This is a genomic window from Pseudoalteromonas sp. S3785 (genome assembly GCF_005887365.1).
In the GTDB taxonomy this organism is placed as follows: Bacteria; Pseudomonadota; Gammaproteobacteria; order Enterobacterales; family Alteromonadaceae; genus Pseudoalteromonas.
The window spans coordinates 13,873-33,040 of record NZ_PNCT01000069.1 but is presented as its reverse complement, the minus strand read 5'-3'; the positions used below and the strand labels follow the sequence as shown (position 1 = coordinate 33,040).

General features: G+C 41.9%; 16 protein-coding genes and 1 pseudogene. 14 read left to right on the top strand and 3 right to left on the bottom strand.

Going from position 1 to position 19,168, the window contains the following annotated elements; genetic code table 11:
* Nucleotides 1–605 (bottom strand): annotated as a pseudogene (locus CWC17_RS16155) (signal recognition particle-docking protein FtsY); the annotation flags it as partial.
* 207 nt (nt 606–812) lie between these two features.
* On the opposite strand from CWC17_RS16155, the gene rsmD reads away from it, so the two are divergent.
* From rsmD to CWC17_RS16085, 14 genes are all read left to right on the top strand, one after another.
* A complete protein-coding gene (gene rsmD, locus CWC17_RS16150) occupies nt 813–1,418 on the top strand; it encodes a 16S rRNA (guanine(966)-N(2))-methyltransferase RsmD (protein ID WP_138614029.1) in 606 nt (201 codons plus the stop codon).
* 145 nt (nt 1,419–1,563) lie between these two features.
* A complete protein-coding gene (gene rpsU / locus CWC17_RS16145) occupies nt 1,564–1,779 on the top strand; it encodes a 30S ribosomal protein S21 (protein WP_002957797.1) in 216 nt (71 codons plus the stop codon).
* Between the two features lie 20 nt (nt 1,780–1,799).
* Nucleotides 1,800–2,246, top strand: coding sequence for a GatB/YqeY domain-containing protein (locus CWC17_RS16140; protein ID WP_138614027.1), 447 nt, complete (start codon nt 1,800–1,802; stop codon nt 2,244–2,246).
* A gap of 179 nt (nt 2,247–2,425) precedes the next feature.
* Complete coding sequence (gene dnaG, locus CWC17_RS16135; protein WP_138614025.1) at nt 2,426–4,177, top strand: DNA primase; 1,752 nt, start codon at nt 2,426–2,428, stop codon at nt 4,175–4,177.
* 123 nt (nt 4,178–4,300) lie between these two features.
* On the top strand, nt 4,301–6,148 hold the full coding sequence (rpoD, locus tag CWC17_RS16130) for an RNA polymerase sigma factor RpoD (protein WP_055014727.1): 1,848 nt from the start codon (nt 4,301–4,303) through the stop codon (nt 6,146–6,148).
* Between the two features lie 66 nt (nt 6,149–6,214).
* Nucleotides 6,215–7,096 carry a 50S ribosomal protein L11 methyltransferase gene (gene prmA / locus CWC17_RS16125; RefSeq protein ID WP_138614023.1) on the top strand — a complete coding sequence of 294 codons (882 nt, stop codon included), beginning with the start codon at nt 6,215–6,217 and terminating at the stop codon, nt 7,094–7,096.
* A 282-nt stretch (nt 7,097–7,378) separates the two neighbouring features.
* Entirely contained in the window at nt 7,379–8,350 is a 972-nt protein-coding gene (gene dusB / locus CWC17_RS16120; RefSeq protein WP_171037620.1) for a tRNA dihydrouridine synthase DusB, read from the top strand.
* Between the two features lie 19 nt (nt 8,351–8,369).
* Complete coding sequence (gene fis, locus CWC17_RS16115; RefSeq protein WP_002957804.1) at nt 8,370–8,660, top strand: DNA-binding transcriptional regulator Fis; 291 nt, start codon at nt 8,370–8,372, stop codon at nt 8,658–8,660.
* 324 nt (nt 8,661–8,984) lie between these two features.
* On the top strand, nt 8,985–10,571 hold the full coding sequence (gene purH, locus CWC17_RS16110; protein WP_138614021.1) for a bifunctional phosphoribosylaminoimidazolecarboxamide formyltransferase/IMP cyclohydrolase: 1,587 nt from the start codon (nt 8,985–8,987) through the stop codon (nt 10,569–10,571).
* A 97-nt stretch (nt 10,572–10,668) separates the two neighbouring features.
* The gene (locus CWC17_RS16105; protein ID WP_138540399.1) at nt 10,669–11,490 is read left to right on the top strand and encodes a class I SAM-dependent methyltransferase; all 822 of its coding nucleotides are present in this window, start codon (nt 10,669–10,671) and stop codon (nt 11,488–11,490) included.
* A 16-nt stretch (nt 11,491–11,506) separates the two neighbouring features.
* On the top strand, nt 11,507–12,790 hold the full coding sequence (purD, locus tag CWC17_RS16100; protein WP_138540400.1) for a phosphoribosylamine--glycine ligase: 1,284 nt from the start codon (nt 11,507–11,509) through the stop codon (nt 12,788–12,790).
* Between the two features lie 109 nt (nt 12,791–12,899).
* Nucleotides 12,900–15,440, top strand: a complete 2,541-nt coding sequence (locus CWC17_RS16095) for an EAL domain-containing protein (RefSeq protein WP_138614019.1) — start codon at nt 12,900–12,902, stop codon at nt 15,438–15,440.
* Nucleotides 15,441–15,468: 28 nt separating this feature from the next.
* Nucleotides 15,469–16,278, top strand: coding sequence for a DUF2797 domain-containing protein (locus tag CWC17_RS16090; protein ID WP_138614017.1), 810 nt, complete (start codon nt 15,469–15,471; stop codon nt 16,276–16,278).
* A 2-nt stretch (nt 16,279–16,280) separates the two neighbouring features.
* Nucleotides 16,281–16,574 carry a DUF4144 family protein gene (locus tag CWC17_RS16085; protein ID WP_138614015.1) on the top strand — a complete coding sequence of 98 codons (294 nt, stop codon included), beginning with the start codon at nt 16,281–16,283 and terminating at the stop codon, nt 16,572–16,574.
* Between the two features lie 54 nt (nt 16,575–16,628).
* On the opposite strand, the gene CWC17_RS16080 is transcribed toward CWC17_RS16085, so the two are convergent.
* Both CWC17_RS16080 and CWC17_RS16075 read right to left on the bottom strand, forming a co-directional pair.
* Nucleotides 16,629–17,546: a histone deacetylase family protein gene (locus CWC17_RS16080; protein WP_138614013.1), complete on the bottom strand. Its 918-nt coding sequence runs from the start codon at nt 17,544–17,546 to the stop codon at nt 16,629–16,631.
* A gap of 77 nt (nt 17,547–17,623) precedes the next feature.
* A complete protein-coding gene (locus CWC17_RS16075; RefSeq protein ID WP_138614011.1) occupies nt 17,624–19,165 on the bottom strand; it encodes a serine hydrolase in 1,542 nt (513 codons plus the stop codon).
* Nucleotides 19,166–19,168: the final 3 nt, after the last annotated feature.

The following is a 19,168-nucleotide window of genomic DNA, read 5'->3' as shown; positions in this document are numbered from 1 at the left end:
GCTGCAATACGTTCTTGCTCTGCACGTTCAGCTTCTGCCTGTTCTTGTGCAATACGCTGTTGTTCTAGGCGTTCAGCTTCTACCTGCTCTGCAGCTATACGTTCTTGCTCTAAACGCATTTGCGCTTCTTGCTCTGCTAAACGAGCTTCTCGGGCTTGTTGTTGCGCCTGTGCTTCAGCTTGCTCTTTGGCAAGTAACTCAGCGTTGGCTTTTTCAATTGCTAATTTTTCATCTTGCTCAGCTTGCTCGCGCTCTTGGTTTAGACGTTGCTGCTCTGCGCGCTGAGCAGCTACACGCTCTTGCTCTAAGCGCATTTGCGCTTCTTGTTCTGCTAAACGAGCTTCTTGGGCTTGTTGTTGCGCCTGTGCCTCAGCTTGCTCTTTTGCAAGCAACTCAGCGTTCGCTTTTTCAATAGCCAAACGCTCTTCTTGGGCTTTTTCAGCAGCAATACGCGCTTGTTCTTCACGCTCTGCCTCGGCCTTTTCTGCCGCTAAGCGCTCAGCTTCTTGTTGCTGAGCTAATGCCTGTTGTTTATCAGCTTCTGCTTGTTTTTTATCTGACTTACCAAAACCGAGCCAAGACATGAATTTACTTTTTTTTGCCATACTTGCTAATAACCACTTATAAAAATCTGATAAACTAAAATTTGAAATAGCTTGGTGTGGCTCAGCAACACGTGCCGGCCAATCAACCGTTCAAAACGTAAGTGCTAAATAGTAACACTTTTAATGCGGTTGAAAAATGAAGCTAAACGTAAACTACGTACAATATTATCTGAGCTAGATCCCATATACCATTTTTTAGTGACCTAAATGAGAAAAAAAGCAGCGAAAAATAAAGCAATTAGCAAATCTACTGACGGCTTTATTAGAGTAATTAGCGGGCAGTTTCGTGGCCGTAAACTACCGGTAAAAAATGTAGAAGGGCTTCGCCCAACAACAGACCGTATTAAAGAAACCGTGTTTAATTGGTTAATGCAAGATACACGCGATGCAACTGTGTTAGACTGCTTTGCAGGCTCAGGCGGATTGGGCTTTGAAGCATTGTCTCGATTTGCTAAAAACACGACTTTTATCGAATTAGACGCATTAGCTGCTAAGCAAATTGAACAAAACATTTGCACATTAAACCTTAACAACGCTCAGGTGGTACAAACTAACTCACTCTCATATTTAGCACAAAAGAACATAAATCAACCATTCGATTTAGTTTTTGTTGACCCACCATTTCGTAAAAATTTAGCGCAAAGTAGCTGTGATTTATTAGAAAATAACCAATGGCTTAGTCAAGATGCACTTATTTATGTCGAGGTAGAAATAGAGCTAAGCAACTTTTCACCCCCAAATAACTGGTTGTTAATCAAAGAAAAAAAAGCTGGGCAAGTGTTCTGCCGGTTATACCAACGCCAGTCAAATTAACAGTATTTAAGCCGCTGCATTTCTGTTAATATTATCCTTTACATATGGTGCTGTTTCGGATTACAATACCGCACCATTTTTGAACCACTTGATCAATGTTTGATCAACTTGAGCAACGCTCATAATTTAGGTAGGTGAATTTTTAATGCCAGTAATTAAAGTAAGAGAGAACGAACCGTTTGACGTAGCACTTCGTCGCTTCAAGCGTTCATGTGAAAAAGCAGGTATCCTTTCAGAAGTTCGTCGTCGCGAGCACTATGAAAAGCCAACAGCTGAGCGTAAGCGTAAAAAAGCTGCAGCGGTTAAGCGTCACATGAAGAAGCTTTCTCGCGATAACGCACGTCGCGTTAAATTATACTAATCGTATTTGGTCTTGTATAAATGAGCCTTTTAATAACGCTAAAAGATGCGCAAAAAGATGCGATGAGAGCAAAAGACAAACAACGTCTTAACCCTATTCGCATGGTGCTTGCCGCAATTAAGCAACGTGAAATTGACGAGCAAATAACACTCGACGACGCAGGTATTACCTCCGTTATAGTGAAGCTTGTTAAACAACGTCGTGACTCTTACACTCAGTACAAAGATGCTGGGCGTGAAGATTTAGCCGAAATTGAAACCAATGAGATCGCAGCACTAGAAACTTTTTTACCTCAACAACTGAGTGAAGAAGAAATTGTTGTCCTTATTGATGCGGCTATTGCTGATACTAATGCAGCAGGTATGCAAGACATGGGTAAAGTAATGGGCATAATCAAAAGCAAAGCCGAAGGACGTGCCGATATGGGCAAGCTTTCTGGTTTAATTAAGCAACGATTAACAGCCTAATACCCCCACATACATAAAGTATGATTCAAGTAAACCGAGCCCTGTGCTCGGTTTCTTCGTTTATAGAGCTAGCACTCATTTTAGAGTGAGCAATACTTTAAACACACTATACCTCTTTTATAAATGCACGCATTGTGTTGAAATTACACCTCACCAATTGTTAGGACTACTTACAAAACATGGCTGGAAAGATCCCACGAAATTTTATTGACGATTTACTCGCCAGAACAGATATTGTAGAGCTAATAGACTCTAAGGTTGGTCTTAAAAAAGCAGGCAAAGACTACCAAGCTTGCTGCCCTTTCCATAACGAAAAGTCTCCCTCGTTTACTGTTTCTCAAGATAAGCAGTTTTACCACTGCTTTGGCTGTGGTGCTAATGGCAATGCTATTTCGTTTGTTATGGAGTACGACAAGCTTGAGTTTGTTGATGCTATAGAAGAGCTCGCTAGCCTTTTAAATTTAGATGTGCCTCGAGAGAATGGCAACAGCTCAGCCCCAGAGCGCACGGCAGCACAAAAACGCTCAGACTACGATTTAATGTTACACGCAGCACGCTTTTACCAGCACCAATTAAAGCACCATAGCAACTCTGCTACGGTAATTGATTACGTAAAAGGACGTGGTTTAAGCGGCGAAACAGTTAAAAAGTTTATGATTGGTTATGCGCCGAGCGAATGGGAAGCGCTTTGCCAGCAACTTGGCCGAACAAAAGAACAAAAAGAGCAATTAGTTGAGCTTAAGCTTGCCTCTGAAAAGACGCCAGGCAGGCAGTTTGATTTTTTCCGCGACCGTTTAATGTTTCCTATTCGTGATAAACGTGGCCGTGTTATCGCCTTTGGTGGGCGTGTAATGCAAGCCGACCAAGGGCCAAAATATTTAAACTCACCAGAGACCCGTATTTTTCATAAGGGTTTTGAGCTCTATGGTCTTTATGAGGCAAAACAAGCGCATAAAAAACTTGAACATGTACTCATTGTAGAAGGTTACATGGATGTAGTTGCGCTTGCTGAGCAAGAAATAGAATACGCGGTGGCAGCTCTTGGTACAGCTACGACAAGCGAGCATATGCATACGCTATTTAGGACCACCGACAAGGTTATTTGTTGTTACGATGGTGACCGAGCGGGCCGCGATGCAGCTTGGCGAGCACTAGAAAATGCCTTGCCCTATTTAAACGATGGCAAAGCCCTACATTTTGTATTTTTACCCGATGGCGAAGACCCAGATTCACTAGTACAACAAGAAGGTAAAACACAGTTTGAGCAACGCTTAAGCCAAGCAGATGACTTCACTAAAGTTTTATTTAATAAGCTTAGCCAAGAAGTAGATTTAACACTCGACTCAGGCAAAGCTAAATTATTGAGTGCTGCATTGCCATTAATTGAAAAAATTCCGAGTGAGTTTTATCAAGAGAACATTTTAGAGCAGTTAGGTCGTTTAATTGGCCGTACGCGTGAGCAATTAAACAGCCGCTTAAAAACACCAAAGCAACAACACGCTGTTGAGCGAAAATTTAAAATTACCCCAATGCGCCAAGCTATTGGTATTTTAATTCAGCACCCACAGTTAGCTAAAAGTGTGCCCCATTTGCCAGAATTGGCACAAATGAACATAGCGGGTATTGGTTTGCTACTGCGCTTACAAGAGCGCGCACTACAAAAAGATAATGCAAACACAGCAGTTTTACTCGAATCATTTAGAGATTCCGAGGATTACGAACCGCTAGTAAAGCTTGCCACATGGCAGCACCAAATTAGTGATGAGCGTTTAGAGACTGTTTTTCAAAATACTTTTAAATTTATTGAAGATCAGTGTTTAAATTATCGACTAGAGACCTTATTAATAAAGGACAAGACACAGGGCTTATCAAGTGATGAAAAACTCGAATGTCATTTACTTATGACAGCGCTAAAAGCGAGTAACAGCTAGTCAGACTTGATTTAAACTGTTATACTGTGCTATTCACTGCGTCACATTATTAAAGTTAGCTAAAGGCTAATTCTATGATGGCGCCTGTTGTATCAACTTATCAGAGTGGAAGAAACAATCTCTATGGATCCAACTCCTCAGTCACAATTAAAACTTCTGATTCAAAAAGGTAAAGAGCAAGGCTACTTAACTTTTGCTGAAGTAAATGATCACCTTCCACAAGACATAATCGACTCAGATCAAGTAGAAGATATCATTAGCATGATTAATGACATGGGTATCAAGGTTAGCGAAAATGCGCCTGATGCTGATGAATTAATGATGCAAGAAACCACGACAGACGAAGACGCAGCAGAAGCTGCTGCTGCAGCCCTTGCAACTGTAGAAAAAGAAATTGGCCGTACTACTGACCCAGTGCGCATGTACATGCGTGAAATGGGTACTGTGGAACTTCTTACTCGTGAAGGCGAAATTGTAATCGCTAAACGCATTGAAGAAGGTATCAATCAGGTACAAATTTCTGTTGCCGAATACCCAGAAGCAATCACTTACCTACTCGAGCAGTGGGATAAGTTTGAAGCAGAAGAAATGCGCCTAAGCGACATTATTTCTGGTTTTTTCGATCCTAACGAAGACGAAGCACAAATCTCTGCAACACACATTGGTTCTGAATTAAGTGAAGAGCAACTTGATGAAGACGATGATGAAGATGACAAAGACAGCGATGATGATGAAGACGAAGAAGAAGTAGACACAGGCCCTGATCCAGAGGAAGCCCGTGTTCACTTTGAAAACTTACGTGATTTATACATTAAGGCTCGTACTACATTCGATGAAAAAGGGCGTTCGCACCCAGATTCTCAAGCCGCTATTTTTGAGATTGGCGAGCTTTTCAGAACCTTTAAATTAGTACCAAAACAGTTTGATCGCATGGTAAATAACATGCGAGAAATGATGGACAGGGTGCGTGTTCAAGAACGCCTTATCATGAAACAAGCTGTACAAATAGCTAAGCTACCTAAGAAAACGTTTATTAAGCATTTTGCTAATAACGAGACAGACACAGCATGGCTAGACCTAGAAATTGCTGCTAACGAAAAACACTCAGCTAAACTTGAGCAAGTGAAACCTGAAATTATTCGTTGCATTCAAAAGCTATGTGTTATTGAAGAAAGCACAGGCTTAAGCATTGAGCGTATTAAAGACATAAACCGTCGTATGAGCATTGGTGAAGCAAAAGCGCGCCGTGCGAAAAAAGAGATGGTTGAAGCTAACTTACGTCTTGTAATCTCAATTGCTAAAAAATACACAAACCGTGGTTTACAGTTCTTAGATTTAATCCAAGAAGGTAACATTGGCTTGATGAAAGCGGTAGATAAGTTTGAATACCGCCGTGGTTATAAGTTCTCGACTTATGCTACGTGGTGGATTCGCCAAGCGATTACCCGCTCAATTGCTGACCAAGCAAGAACAATCCGTATTCCGGTACATATGATAGAAACGATTAATAAACTTAACCGTATCTCTCGTCAAATGTTACAAGAAATGGGTCGTGAGCCAAATCCTGAAGAATTAGCAGAACGCATGATGATGCCTGAGGATAAAATCCGTAAGGTACTTAAAATTGCCAAAGAGCCAATTTCGATGGAAACACCAATCGGTGATGATGAAGATTCGCACTTAGGTGACTTTATCGAAGATACCACTATTGATTCGCCTATCGACTCGGCAACAATGGAATCTCTTCGTGGCGCAACAAACGACGTGCTAGCAGGCCTTACAGCCCGTGAAGCTAAAGTACTTCGTATGCGCTTTGGTATTGATATGAATACCGACCACACCTTAGAAGAAGTAGGTAAACAGTTTGATGTAACCCGTGAGCGTATTCGTCAAATAGAAGCGAAAGCACTGCGTAAATTACGCCACCCTTCTCGCTCTGATTTACTAAAAAGCTTTTTAGACGCTAAATAATTTAGCGCTTCTTATAAACTAAAAAGGCCGCTGTAGCGGCCTTTTTTCTATTTAAAGGAAACAACCATGGCTTGGATCCAAATCCGTATCAATGCCAATGCTGCTACCGCAGATGCAGTGAGTGACTTATTAATGGAAGCAGGCAGCGCCTCTGTTACTTTTATTGATGCTAAAGACACCCCTATCTATGAGCCTAAAATTGGCACCGTTGAGTTTTGGGCCGATACCACTGTAATTGGTCTTTTTGAAGCCAATCATGATATGAACAGCGTAATTGCGCTACTGAAACGTCATGATGAAATTAAAGACACGCTGGTATACAAAATTGAGCAACTAGAAGATAAAGACTGGGAACGTGAGTGGATGGATAACTTTCACCCAATCCAGTTCGGCGAAAAACTGTGGATATGCCCAAGCTGGCGCGACATTCCAGACCCAGATGCAGTTAATGTACTGCTCGACCCAGGCCTTGCGTTTGGTACGGGTACGCATGCAACAACGGCACTGTGCCTTAAATGGTTAGAAAGCCAAGATTTAAGCGGTAAAACAGTGGTTGATTTTGGGTGTGGATCGGGAATCTTAGGCATTGCAGCCATCAAACTGGGTGCAGAACGCATGATTGGCATTGATATCGACCCTCAAGCGCTTGAAGCAAGCTTAGATAACGCGCAACGTAATGGCGTTGCCGATAAGCTTGAGGTATACCTGCCAGAAAACCAGCCCGAGTTTAGTGCTGATATTGTTGTGGCTAACATTTTAGCGCAACCGCTGCGTGAGCTTCACAGTGTAATTTTGGGTTTACTAAAGCCTGGTGGCAAAATTGCTATGTCGGGCATATTAGAAGAGCAAGCTCAATCCGTTGCCGATATTTACGCACCGTTTATTAAGCTTGATGATATTGCACTAGAGGGTGATTGGACCCGTGTAAGCGGTACAAAAAATAGCTAGCCTCATACATTTATAAATTTAGAGTTTTAACTCAAAACTTGCATGTAAAGCCTGTACTTAACAGGCTTTACTATTTTTTTACAGTTAGAAAATTAGCCCGCATCATTTAGCAAAATTATTTTTTGCTTAAATTTCAAACAAATCGACCCACTTGTCATGCGGTTATCAAAAGTCAATACGAAAAGGGCAAAAAAAAGTCACTTTTGTTCAATTTATAGCCTTTGATTTTTCCTAAAAAAACCGTAAACTTAGCGCCCCTTGAAAAGAGGCCTATTGAATACAGTGCGTATCGGTTCATACCAACTTGAGAATAATGTAATAGTCGCGCCAATGGCAGGTATTACAGACAGACCATTTAGACAGCTTTGCCGCCGCTTAGGCGCAGGCTTGGCCGTGTCTGAAATGTTATCGTCAAACCCGAAGGTTTGGAAGACTGAAAAATCGATGAACCGTATGGATCACAGCGGCGAATCGGGTATACGCGCGGTGCAAATTGCAGGAGCAGATCCTGAGCTTATGGCGCAGGCCGCACAATTCAATGTTGCAAACGGTGCACAGATCATAGATATCAATATGGGGTGCCCAGCAAAAAAAGTGAACAAGAAACTCGCAGGCTCTGCCTTATTACAGTTTCCTGAACTTGTGGAAGAGATAATTGATGCAGTAGTAAATGCTGTTGATATCCCGGTCACACTTAAAATCCGAACAGGATGGGATCAGGATAACCGTAATGGTGTAGAGATTGCGAGAATAGCTGAGCGTTATGGCATTGCATCACTTGCTGTACATGGGCGTACGCGCGCATGTATGTACAAAGGTGAAGCAGAATATGCCACGATTAGGGATATAAAACGCTCAGTGTCGATACCTGTGGTTGCTAATGGTGATATTACATCACCAGAAAAAGCAAAGCAGGTTTTGGACTATACGGGTGCAGATGCCATTATGATTGGCCGAGCCGCCCAAGGTCGCCCTTGGATATTTAGGGAGATAGACCACTATTTGCGAACTGGAGAACACTTACCACCACCTGCTATTTCAGAGGTGCGAAGTATTTTAATGGAGCATTTAGATAACCTCCATGCGTTTTACGGCGAGCCAATGGGAGCGCGAATCGCTCGCAAACATGTATCTTGGTATTTGCAAACCCATGACAGTGACGGTCAGTTTAGGCGAGTATTTAATGCGCTCGACAACCCAAAAGCACAAGTTGACGCATTAACGCAATACTTTAAAACACTAGCAGCTAACTAAGAAAGAAAGAGATTAAATAATGTTCGAACAAAACGTGACTTCTCCATTTATCACAAACCCTCATGTTCAGTCACACGAGAAACCGCAGCCATTGCGTGATGCAGTAAAAAAAGCTGTTCACCACTATTTAAAGCAGCTTAACGGTCAAGATGTGCAAGACGTTTACGACCTTGTTCTTTCAGAGCTAGAAGCGCCATTACTTGAAGAAGTAATGACATACACACGTGGTAACCAAACTCGTGCGGCAATTTTACTAGGTATCAACCGCGGTACTTTACGTAAAAAGCTTAAAAAATACGGCATGAACTAATACCAATTATATTGAAAGCGTAAGCATTCTAACGAGCTAAACAAGCCCATAATGGCGTTAAAAATTTCTTATGTAGAATAACTACACTGTAAAATTTTTGCCTTGTTATAGACTTGTTTTTCTATCGTTATAACTGCTTAGTAATCAAATACAATTGGTATCATGCAAAAAAGCACCTTAGGGTGCTTTTTTTATGCGCACAATTTAGTATAGATGTTGCAAAATGCTCACGCTTATTGGTGCTTTATAAGTCGTTTTTTGAGTAGTAATCAGTTAAAATGCCCGCTTCTAAGCTAGCTCATTAACTGAGGAAATCAAACTACAATGGATACTCATCGTCCCATTCGTCGCGCACTTTTAAGTGTGTCTGATAAAACTGGTATTGTTGAATTTGCCCGCGCTCTAGAAGCGCAAGGTGTTGATATTTTATCAACTGGCGGTACCTGCAAACTCCTTGCTGATAACGGCATAAAAGTGACTGAAGTATCAGATCACACAGGTCATCCTGAAATTATGGATGGTCGCGTAAAAACTCTTCACCCTAAAATTCACGGCGGCATATTAGCGCGTCGCGGACAAGATGAAGGTGTAATGGCAGATAATAACATTTCAGCTATCGATATTGTTGTAGTTAACTTATACCCCTTTGCGAATACTGTCGCTCAAGAAAACTGCAGCCTTGAAGATGCCATTGAAAACATTGATATTGGCGGCCCTACAATGGTTCGTGCAGCCGCTAAAAACCACAAAGATGTAACGATTGTGGTAAACGCGAGCGATTACGACCGTGTTATTAGCGAAATGCAAAACAATAATGGCTCAACTACGTATAAAACACGTTTTGACTTAGCCATTGCCGCGTATGAGCACACTGCTCAGTACGATGGCATGATTGCTAACTACTTTGGCAAAATGGTGCCTGATTACACAGAAGAAGCCGCCGAAGAGACTAAATTCCCACGCACTATCAATATGCAGTTCACTAAAAAGCAAGATATGCGTTACGGTGAAAACTCGCACCAAGATGCTGCTTTTTATGTTGAAAACAACGTAAGCGAAGCATCCGTTGCAACAGCTACTCAGCTACAAGGTAAAGCCCTGTCGTTTAATAACATTGCTGATACCGACGCCGCACTTGAGTGTGTTAAAGAATTTGATGTACCTGCATGTGTTATTGTTAAACACGCTAACCCATGTGGCGTTTCAATTGGCGAAGATATTCTTAGTGCTTACGACCGTGCCTTTAAAACAGATCCAACCTCAGCGTTTGGCGGCATTATTGCCTTTAACCGCGAGCTTGATGCAAAAACAGCACAAGCCATTGTTGATCGCCAGTTCGTTGAAGTGATTATTGCCCCTAGCATTTCAAACGAAGCGGCAAAAATTGTTGAAGCGAAAAAGAATGTACGTTTATTAGCGTGTGGACAATGGAGTGGCAAAGCAACAGGCCACGACATTAAACGCGTAAACGGCGGTGTTTTAGTACAAGACCGCGACCTAGGCATGGTTACTCAAGGCGACTTAAAAGTAGTGTCTAAACGTCAGCCTTCTGAGCAAGAACTTAAAGATTTACTGTTTTGCTGGAAAGTGGCTAAGTTTGTTAAATCAAACGCGATTGTATATGCCCGCGACGGTATGACCATTGGCGTAGGCGCAGGTCAAATGAGCCGTGTTTACTCCGCTAAAATAGCAGGTATTAAAGCCGCTGATGAAAACCTAGAAGTACCTGGTTCAGTGATGGCGTCGGATGCATTCTTCCCGTTCCGTGACGGCATAGATGCAGCTGCAGCGGCCGGTATTACAGCCGTAATACAACCAGGTGGCTCAATGCGCGATGAAGAAGTTATCGCCGCTGCTGACGAAGCTGGCATGGCAATGGTATTTACCGGCATGCGCCACTTCCGCCACTAATCACACAAAGGGTTAAACACAACGTTTAGCCCTTTTTGTTTGCAATCAATTCACGTATTCTGATTCAACACCTATATAAAATGTTAAGGAACAAACGATGAAATTTGCACTAAAGTCACTACTTGTTGCCTCGCTTGCGCTTACATCAACTATGGCACTTAGCCATAATCATGAGTCAAGCCTTAGCCATGCTATTCAATCAAGTGAGCGTAGCGCTAAAAATAGCGCCCGCGATGAATACCGTCACCCTGAGCAAACACTGGCATTTTTTGGTTTTAAACCAACAATGACCGTGGTTGAAATTGCGCCAGGCGGTGGGTGGTACAGTGAAATATTAGCACCAGCACTTAAAGAGCAAGGCCTATATTACGCTGCGCATTTTCCGAGTGATTCATCGGTGGGGTATTACCAACGCTCATTAGCCAACTTTAAGAAAAAAGTGGCCGAAGATGAGCGTTTTAGCAAAGTAAAAATTTCTGAATTTGCTCCTTTAACGCACACTGATATTGCCCCAGCCGGTACTGCCGACATGGTACTAACCTTTCGCAATGTACATAACTGGTACATGGGTAAAGACACTGAAGGTGCATTAAGCGCGTTTAAATCTTTTTATAAAGCGTTAAAACCAGGTGGCGTATTAGGTGTAGTTGAACATCGCTTAGATGAAAGCCGTGCTGATGAGGATCAAAAATCAACCGGCTACATGAAGCAAAGCTACGTCATCGATTTAGCTAAAAAAGCTGGATTTGAATTAGTTGCAAGCAGTGAGATTAACGCGAATCCAAAAGATACAGCCGATCACCCTAAAGGGGTGTGGACGCTACCACCTAGCTTACGCCTTGGCGAACAAGACGCTGATAAATACAAAGCTATTGGTGAAAGCGACCGTATGACGCTGAAATTTAAAAAACCGCTTTAAATAGGAATATTTCGCCATGAATGTATTAGTCATTGGCAGCGGCGGCCGCGAACACGCACTTGCGTTTAAGGCCGCTCAAAACAGTAAAGTAAACACCGTATTTGTAGCACCAGGTAATGCTGGTACTGCACTTGAGCCAAAATTAGAGAACGTTGCAATTAACGTTGAAGACCTAGATGGCCTGTTACACTTTGCACAACAAAACAATGTAGAACTTACTATTGTGGGCCCTGAAGTACCGCTTGTACTGGGCGTAGTAGATAAGTTCCGTGAACACGGTTTAGCTATTTTTGGCCCAACAGCCGGCGCAGCACAACTAGAAGGCTCTAAGTCGTTTACTAAAGACTTTTTAGCTCGCCATGCAATCCCAACCGCTGATTACCAAACGTTTGAACAAATTGACCCTGCTCTTGCTTATTTAAAAGAAAAAGGCGCGCCAATTGTAATAAAAGCAGATGGCCTAGCGGCTGGTAAAGGCGTGATTGTAGCAATGAACGAGCGTGAAGCTGAAGACGCTATTCGCGATATGCTGGCAGGTAATGCGTTTGGCGAAGCTGGCAGCCGTGTTGTAATCGAAGAGTTTTTAGAAGGCGAAGAAGCTTCTTTTATTGTTATGGTTGATGGTAAAAATATTTTGCCATTTGCAACAAGCCAAGATCATAAACGCGCCTACAATGGTGACAAAGGACCAAATACTGGCGGCATGGGCGCGTACTCACCAGCACCTGTAGTAACCGACGAGATCCACCAGCGTATTATGAACGAAGTCATCGTTCCTACCGTTGAAGGAATGGCAAGCGAAGGCCACCCTTACACTGGTTTTTTATACGCAGGTTTAATGATTGACGCTCAGGGCACACCTAAAGTGATTGAGTACAACTGTCGTTTTGGAGACCCTGAAACACAACCTATGATGCTTCGTCTTAAATCAGACTTAGTTGAGCTTGTTGAAGCGGCTAACCGCGAAGAGCTTGATAAAACAACCATTGAGTTTGACCCGCGCGCAGCCGTAGGTGTCGTACTTGCCGCTAAAGGCTACCCAGGTGATTACCCTAAAGGTGATGCAATATCAGGCCTTAAAATTAACTACCCTGCCGATGAAAAAGTATTTCATGCAGGTACTAAGCAAGAGGGTGAAAACGTTGTCACCGCAGGTGGACGTGTATTATGTGCAACGGCACTTGGCAATACCGTTACCGAGGCGCAGCAACGTGCATACGAGCTTGTAAAACAAATTAGCTGGGAAGGTATGGAGTACCGCACCGATATAGCTTACAGAGCAATTGCTCGCGAGCAATAGTCTGTAACTAAGTTATTGGTGTAAGCAGTAAATTTAACTAAAAAAGCGCAGTTTATCTGCGCTTTTTTAGTGCTACACTTATGTAAATAGTTTTTACAAGTGTACAGCGTTGGAAACGAAAACTTTACGTTATCACGGGGTGGCTGTAGCCATACTGGTTTTTATATTTTTTATTATTAGCACACTAGCGTCAAATCTAGTCGTGCCTACACGCTACACCGTCGAAAAAACTACACCTGTATATTTAGATTACGCCTATTATATTGATGAAAATAAAACAGGCTCCCTCAAAGATATTATTGCAAGTCCTAATCAACTGACTAATAAGTCCTTCTCCGACATCCCTTGGAGTTTTAAACAGCAAAACTACTGGTTATTTATAGATTTAGAAAATAAAAGTTTATATGAACAAGACATTGTTGCTCATTTTGACAACCCAATGGTCGATCACTTAAGTATTTACCGTCTTACGCCAAACAATGAGCTTATTGAAACATACAAATTAGGCGACAAAGAAGAATCACTTTCTTTATTTCAATACAGTGTGCCTCACATCCGCTTTTCACTACCGAGTAAAACAACAGAGCGCTTAGCCATTAAAATTGATACATCGGGGATTAGCAAAACCCCTATTAATTTGTATCGCCATAAAGAATTTGTTGATTTAGTTCGCTCGCAAACCGGTATTTGGGGCATATTTGCAGGCGTGCTACTAATGGCCGCTCTGTATAATTTAGTGCTTTATTTTGGAATTAAAGACCGCGTTTATTTAGTTTATATAGGCTATATCATTAGTGCGCTGTGTTTAATGGGCATTGTAATGGGCTTTGGCTTTTATTTATGGCCCCTAGAGTGGCAATTGTATCTGCACGAAAAAGTAATTTTTTCAAACTACTCAATGGCCTTCTTTACCCTCGCCTTTTGCACCATGTTTTTACGCTACCACAAAGATAAATGTTGGCGCTATAAAATGAGTAAAGCGCTACTTACTCTAATATTTTTATTAGCATTAATTACATTATTCATACCCGAGTACATTGCAGCGCCGCTGTTTTTTTGTGTGCTAAGCCTGTTATACATCATGTGCGCTATTTTGATTTACAATAAACTACGCACGGGCTTTAGGTGGGCGAAGTTTTATGTTTTTTCGTGGGTTCCTCTCATTGTTGGCGCAGCAATACAGCCATTAGAGTTAACCGGCTTTTTGGATTATAGTTTTGCGATTCGTCACGCGTTTTTAGTGGCAATTTTGTGTGAAGTTATTTTAATGGCTATGGCGCTTGCCGATAGAGTGCGCTATCAGCGCGAGCGCGCGCTTTATCATGCGACACATACTCAGCAAACTAAGCTACTTAACAGTGCCAAATTAAAACAAGCGTTTATGAGCTTACAAGCACAAGGGCGTAATACCACCCTATGCTTGATTAAAATTCGCCACTTTAATTCGCTCAACACAATAATTACCCCATCACAGGGCTACACGTTAATAAAACACGTGGCTAAGCAAATAGAATTAGAGCTTAGCCATGAGCGGGAATTTACCAGCCTCGACATAGACTTTAATAACAGTCCCCGCTTAGCCGATCTAGGCAGCGGGATATTTGCCTGCATATCGACTAAGAACCAAAATCAGCAATCTCTTGAAGGGGCTTTAATTAAAGTGATTAATAGCCTGCCAAAGCAATACGAAATTCAAGGGCTAAACTTACAACTGACCTATAACATAGGCATTAGTAGCGCAGCCCACAGTGACGACTTTGAATACTGGACAAAACGAGGTTACTTGGCACTTAAAAAAGCTAAAAGTAATAACGATTTAGTCGTCAGCGCCTCTAATAACAGTAATATATTAATGGATGTAGCATTAGCGGCTAAATTACAAAAAGCGATTAAAGATAACCAACTAGCGCTATATTACCAACCCCAAATAGGGCTAAAATTCAATCAAGTCAGTGGCGCCGAAGCGTTGCTGCGTTGGCCTGACCCCGCTTTTAAAGGTGTCTCTATAGAGGAGCTAATCACCCTTGCTGAGCACACAGGTATTATTAACGAGCTCACCTTATGGGTTATTGAGCAAGCCTGTAAAGATATCGTCAAACTAACCGAGCAAGGCTATAACGATCACCCAATTAGCGTAAACTTAAGTGCTAAAAACCTGTCAATTAAAAACCTAGCTGAAAAAGTAGAAAACATTCTTATAAAATACCAAGTTCCGCCACAGTTACTTAAGTTTGAGTTAACGGAGTCGGCTCTCGTTGATAGCCACGAAGCGCTTATTTCATTAGTTAATGAACTATCAGATTTAGGGGTACGGGTAGTGCTTGATGACTTTGGCACTGGCTATTCATCATTAAGCTATTTGGTAAATTACCGCTTTACAGAGCTTAAAGTAGATAAATCATTTGTATTTGATTTAACAAATAACACCGCCAATAAAGTGATTGTGCAAACCGCTATAGACATGGCACATAACCTAGGGCTATCTATCACCATGGAAGGCATAGAAACCCAAGATGTGCACCACTTATTAAAAGAGATGGGCGCAGACAGAGCACAGGGTTACTTATACGCAAAACCCCTTCCCTATGATGACTATTTACACTTCTTAAAAAGCCAATACAGTTTAAAGATGTTAAACTCCACGTTTTAATATCAACATCTTTAGGGGCCAAGTAAAGATGCAAGGCACTTTGCGTAAACTAAAATCGAGCTTAACAGAACCGGTTCAATATCACCTTCCTGTGGGCGACAACTTAATCGACCTAAACGCACTCATTGGTAAAGAGTTAACGCTTACATTTAGCGGTACTATTTTATGCTCAAACTGTGGCAAAAAAACTAAAAAGAGTTACTCGCAAGGCCACTGTTTTGTGTGTATGCGTAAGCTTGCTAGCTGCGATATGTGTATTATGAAGCCAGAAACCTGCCATTACGATCAAGGCACTTGTCGCGAGCCGCAGTGGGGCGAAGAAAACTGCATGATTCCTCACTACGTTTATTTAGCCAATACCTCTGGCCTTAAAGTAGGTATTACCCGTCATACTCAAATACCGACACGTTGGGTTGATCAGGGCGCCACTCAAGCCTTGCCTATTTTTAAAGTACAAACACGTTTGCAATCAGGCTTAGTGGAGGTGGCTTTGGCTGAGTTTATCGCCGACAAAACCAATTGGCGTAATATGCTAAAGGGCCAAAACGAAGCCATTGACCTAAAAGCCGCTGCGGCTGAGCTTATCCCGCAAATTAGCGATAAATTAAATGAGTTAAGCGAGTTATTTGGTGCCACAGCTATAGAGCAACTTGATGAAGACGTGGTTGACTTAAACTTTCCGGTGACAGAGTACCCCACTAAAATTAGCTCGTTTAATTTTGATAAAAACCCAGTAGTAAGCGGTGTGCTCCAAGGTATAAAAGGTCAGTACTTAATTTTTGATACTGGCGTAATTAATGTACGTAAATTTACCTCATACGAGGTAACAGTAGGGTAACTATGCTAAACAGCTTTCCACAGTTATTAATTGTTTATAATGAGCTTGAAATAGCACGCGATAAACAAGAGCAACAAGCGTGTTTGCACAGCGTAACACAAAGTGAGCTTAGTAATGTGCGTGTGCTGAATAAGCAAGGCGAATACGTTGACCTACAAGGCGCTACATGTAAGCCCCTTAATGAAGAGCAACTTGCGCAGCTGGTAACCACTTATTTGTTAAATGAAGGGCAATGCTGCCTTGGCAAAATTAAAACCCTTAATACCAAGCAGGCGTTTGATTTACTAGGTTTATAACCCTCAGCCTTTGTTATACTAATTCGCTTAATTATTAATTATTGCAAATTGGTATTAGTACTCACTAAGCACTTTTATATGCGCTACAGCACTTCTTCCTAATGCTGATAGCGCATAACCACCTTCAAGGTAAGATATAACACCTTTACAGCCACTCTCTTTTGCAACGTCGCATAATTGCTCCGTAAGCCAGCTGTAGTCATCTTCTACAAACTTTAAACTGGCCATGTCATCTTCTAGGTGAGCATCAAACCCTGCACTTATAAATAGCAGCTCTGGCTTAAAGGCTTTTAATTTAGGCAACCACTGAGTATTAAACACCTCTTTTAAATCATCGCCATTACTGGCTATTGGCAAAGGGGAATTAACTATGTGGCTGTTATTTTTTACGGCTGTATTTGGATAAAATGGATATTGAAATAACGAACAAAGTAATACATTGTCGTCATCCAAAAATATGTCTTGTGTACCATTACCGTGGTGTACGTCAAAATCAGCTATTGCTATACGTTTAACGCCTTTGCTTTGAGCATACTTAACCGCTATAGCTAAATTATTAAATACACAAAATCCAGATGAAGCATGTGCATTGGCATGATGCCCAGGCGGGCGTACAGCGCAAAAGGCGGCATCGAGTTTATCTGCGAGTATTTCATCTACAGCCAACAGCCCTGCCCCTACGGCGCGCTCTATTGCTTTTAATGAATCAGGGCATAGCCAAGTGTCGCCATCAAGATTATTTAACCCCTCATTAGGGAGCAAGCGCTCCACAAGATTAACTAACGATTCGTTATGTGCTAACAAGTAATGTTTACGGTGCGCTTTAGGCGCTTGTAAATGCGTTAAGCCGATATCTATACCACTTGCAAGGAGTCTATCGGCAATGGCGTCAAGGCGCTGTGGGCACTCAGGATGATCGTCAATCATTTTATGTTTACGGCAATGGGGATGTGAAATAACAGCAGTACGCATAAACGCTCCTTTCCTTTGAGTGCTTAATATAACAAAGCCACCTTAAGGTGGCTTTGCGACTTTGGTGTATAGCAACACTACTTAGCTTTTAAATTAAGGTTTCTAAAATCAAAACTAAAGTCTGTTACCGCTGTTGATACCGCGCGCATTTTAGCGCTATTTACACGGTTATTTTCGCCCATATCAAAACGAATAAACGCATCGGCCTCAAGTAGTTTTTCATCCCATTTAACAATAAACGTATTACCTGTGTAATGCTCAAGGGTGCCTTTTAAGCGTTTGGTATGGGTAAAATCAATACGTAGTTTGCCATCTAGCTGCTCAATAATTACATCGCCATACCAATCGTCATGTAGCGTGCCGGTGTAATTTATATTAGGTAATTGCGGCTGATAATCTGCTGGGGTGTCGGGTTTTGCATTTGCATAGGCTTTTTGTTTGCTCGCAAAATGTTTTTTAGCTAACTCTTCAACCCAGTCTTTATCTTCAAGATCAAGGGCATCTTCAAGCACTTCGTGGGTAACCGCAGAAAGCGCACTAAACGCTTGCTGATTAGATAAAATAACTATGCCAAGCTTTTTCTCTGGCAGTAATGTAACTTGCGACACCATACCTAAAATGCCCCCGCCGTGGCCTAGCTTTTTAAAGCCGTGGTAGTCTTCAATACTCCAACCTAGCCCATAGCCTCTAAATTGCTGATGATAGGCCTCATACGCACTTTTAGACGCCATAGAGGTAATATGCGGGTGCCACATTTGCGCTTGCTGTTTTTCACTAAATAGTTGCTCACCGCTTGGCATTTTACCGCCAGCTAACTGCGTAAGTAACCATTGGCTCATATCGTTTACGCTCGATGCAATAGCCCCTGCGCCTCTAAAGTCTTCTAGGTAGTTAACAAAGAATGGATTAAGCTTGCCATCCATAGGAATATGGCCAATTGCCCAGTTTTTATTACTTTTTGGAATACGCGAAAAGCCCGCGCGCGAGTTTTCCATGTGCAAAGGCTGTAATATATTTTTTTCGATGTAATCGTTCCAGCTCATACCAGATACACGTGCCACCACTTCACCTGCGGTTACAAACATTAAATTGTTATAGGCATACTGGCTACGAAAACTGCTGGCTGGCTTTAAATATTGTAGGCCGGCTAAAATATCTGCTATAGATTTATCAGTGCTTGGCCAAATCATTAAATCGCCTTGGCCAAGCCCTAATCCACTGCGATGGCTTAATAAATCACGAATACGCATTTCGCGAGTTGCGTATGAGTCGTACAACCTAAACTCAGGTAAGTGGTCAATTACTCTGTCATCCCAGCTTAACTTACCTTCATCAATCAACTTAGCCAGTGCTGCACTGGTAAACGCCTTTGTATTTGAGGCAATACCAAAAAGTGTGTCTTTATTTACTTTTGCATGTGTATTGAGGTTACTTGTGCCAAAGCCTTTAGCAAATACCACTTTATTATCTTGCACAACCGCTACTGCCATACCCGGTACGTCAAAGCGGGCCATTGAGGAATTAATCACCTCTTCTAAGTGCGTGGTATTAATTTGTGCCCAACTATTAAAAGTGGCACTGGCAAGCAAAGCTAAACTGGCTAATTTGGTGAGTTTCATGAT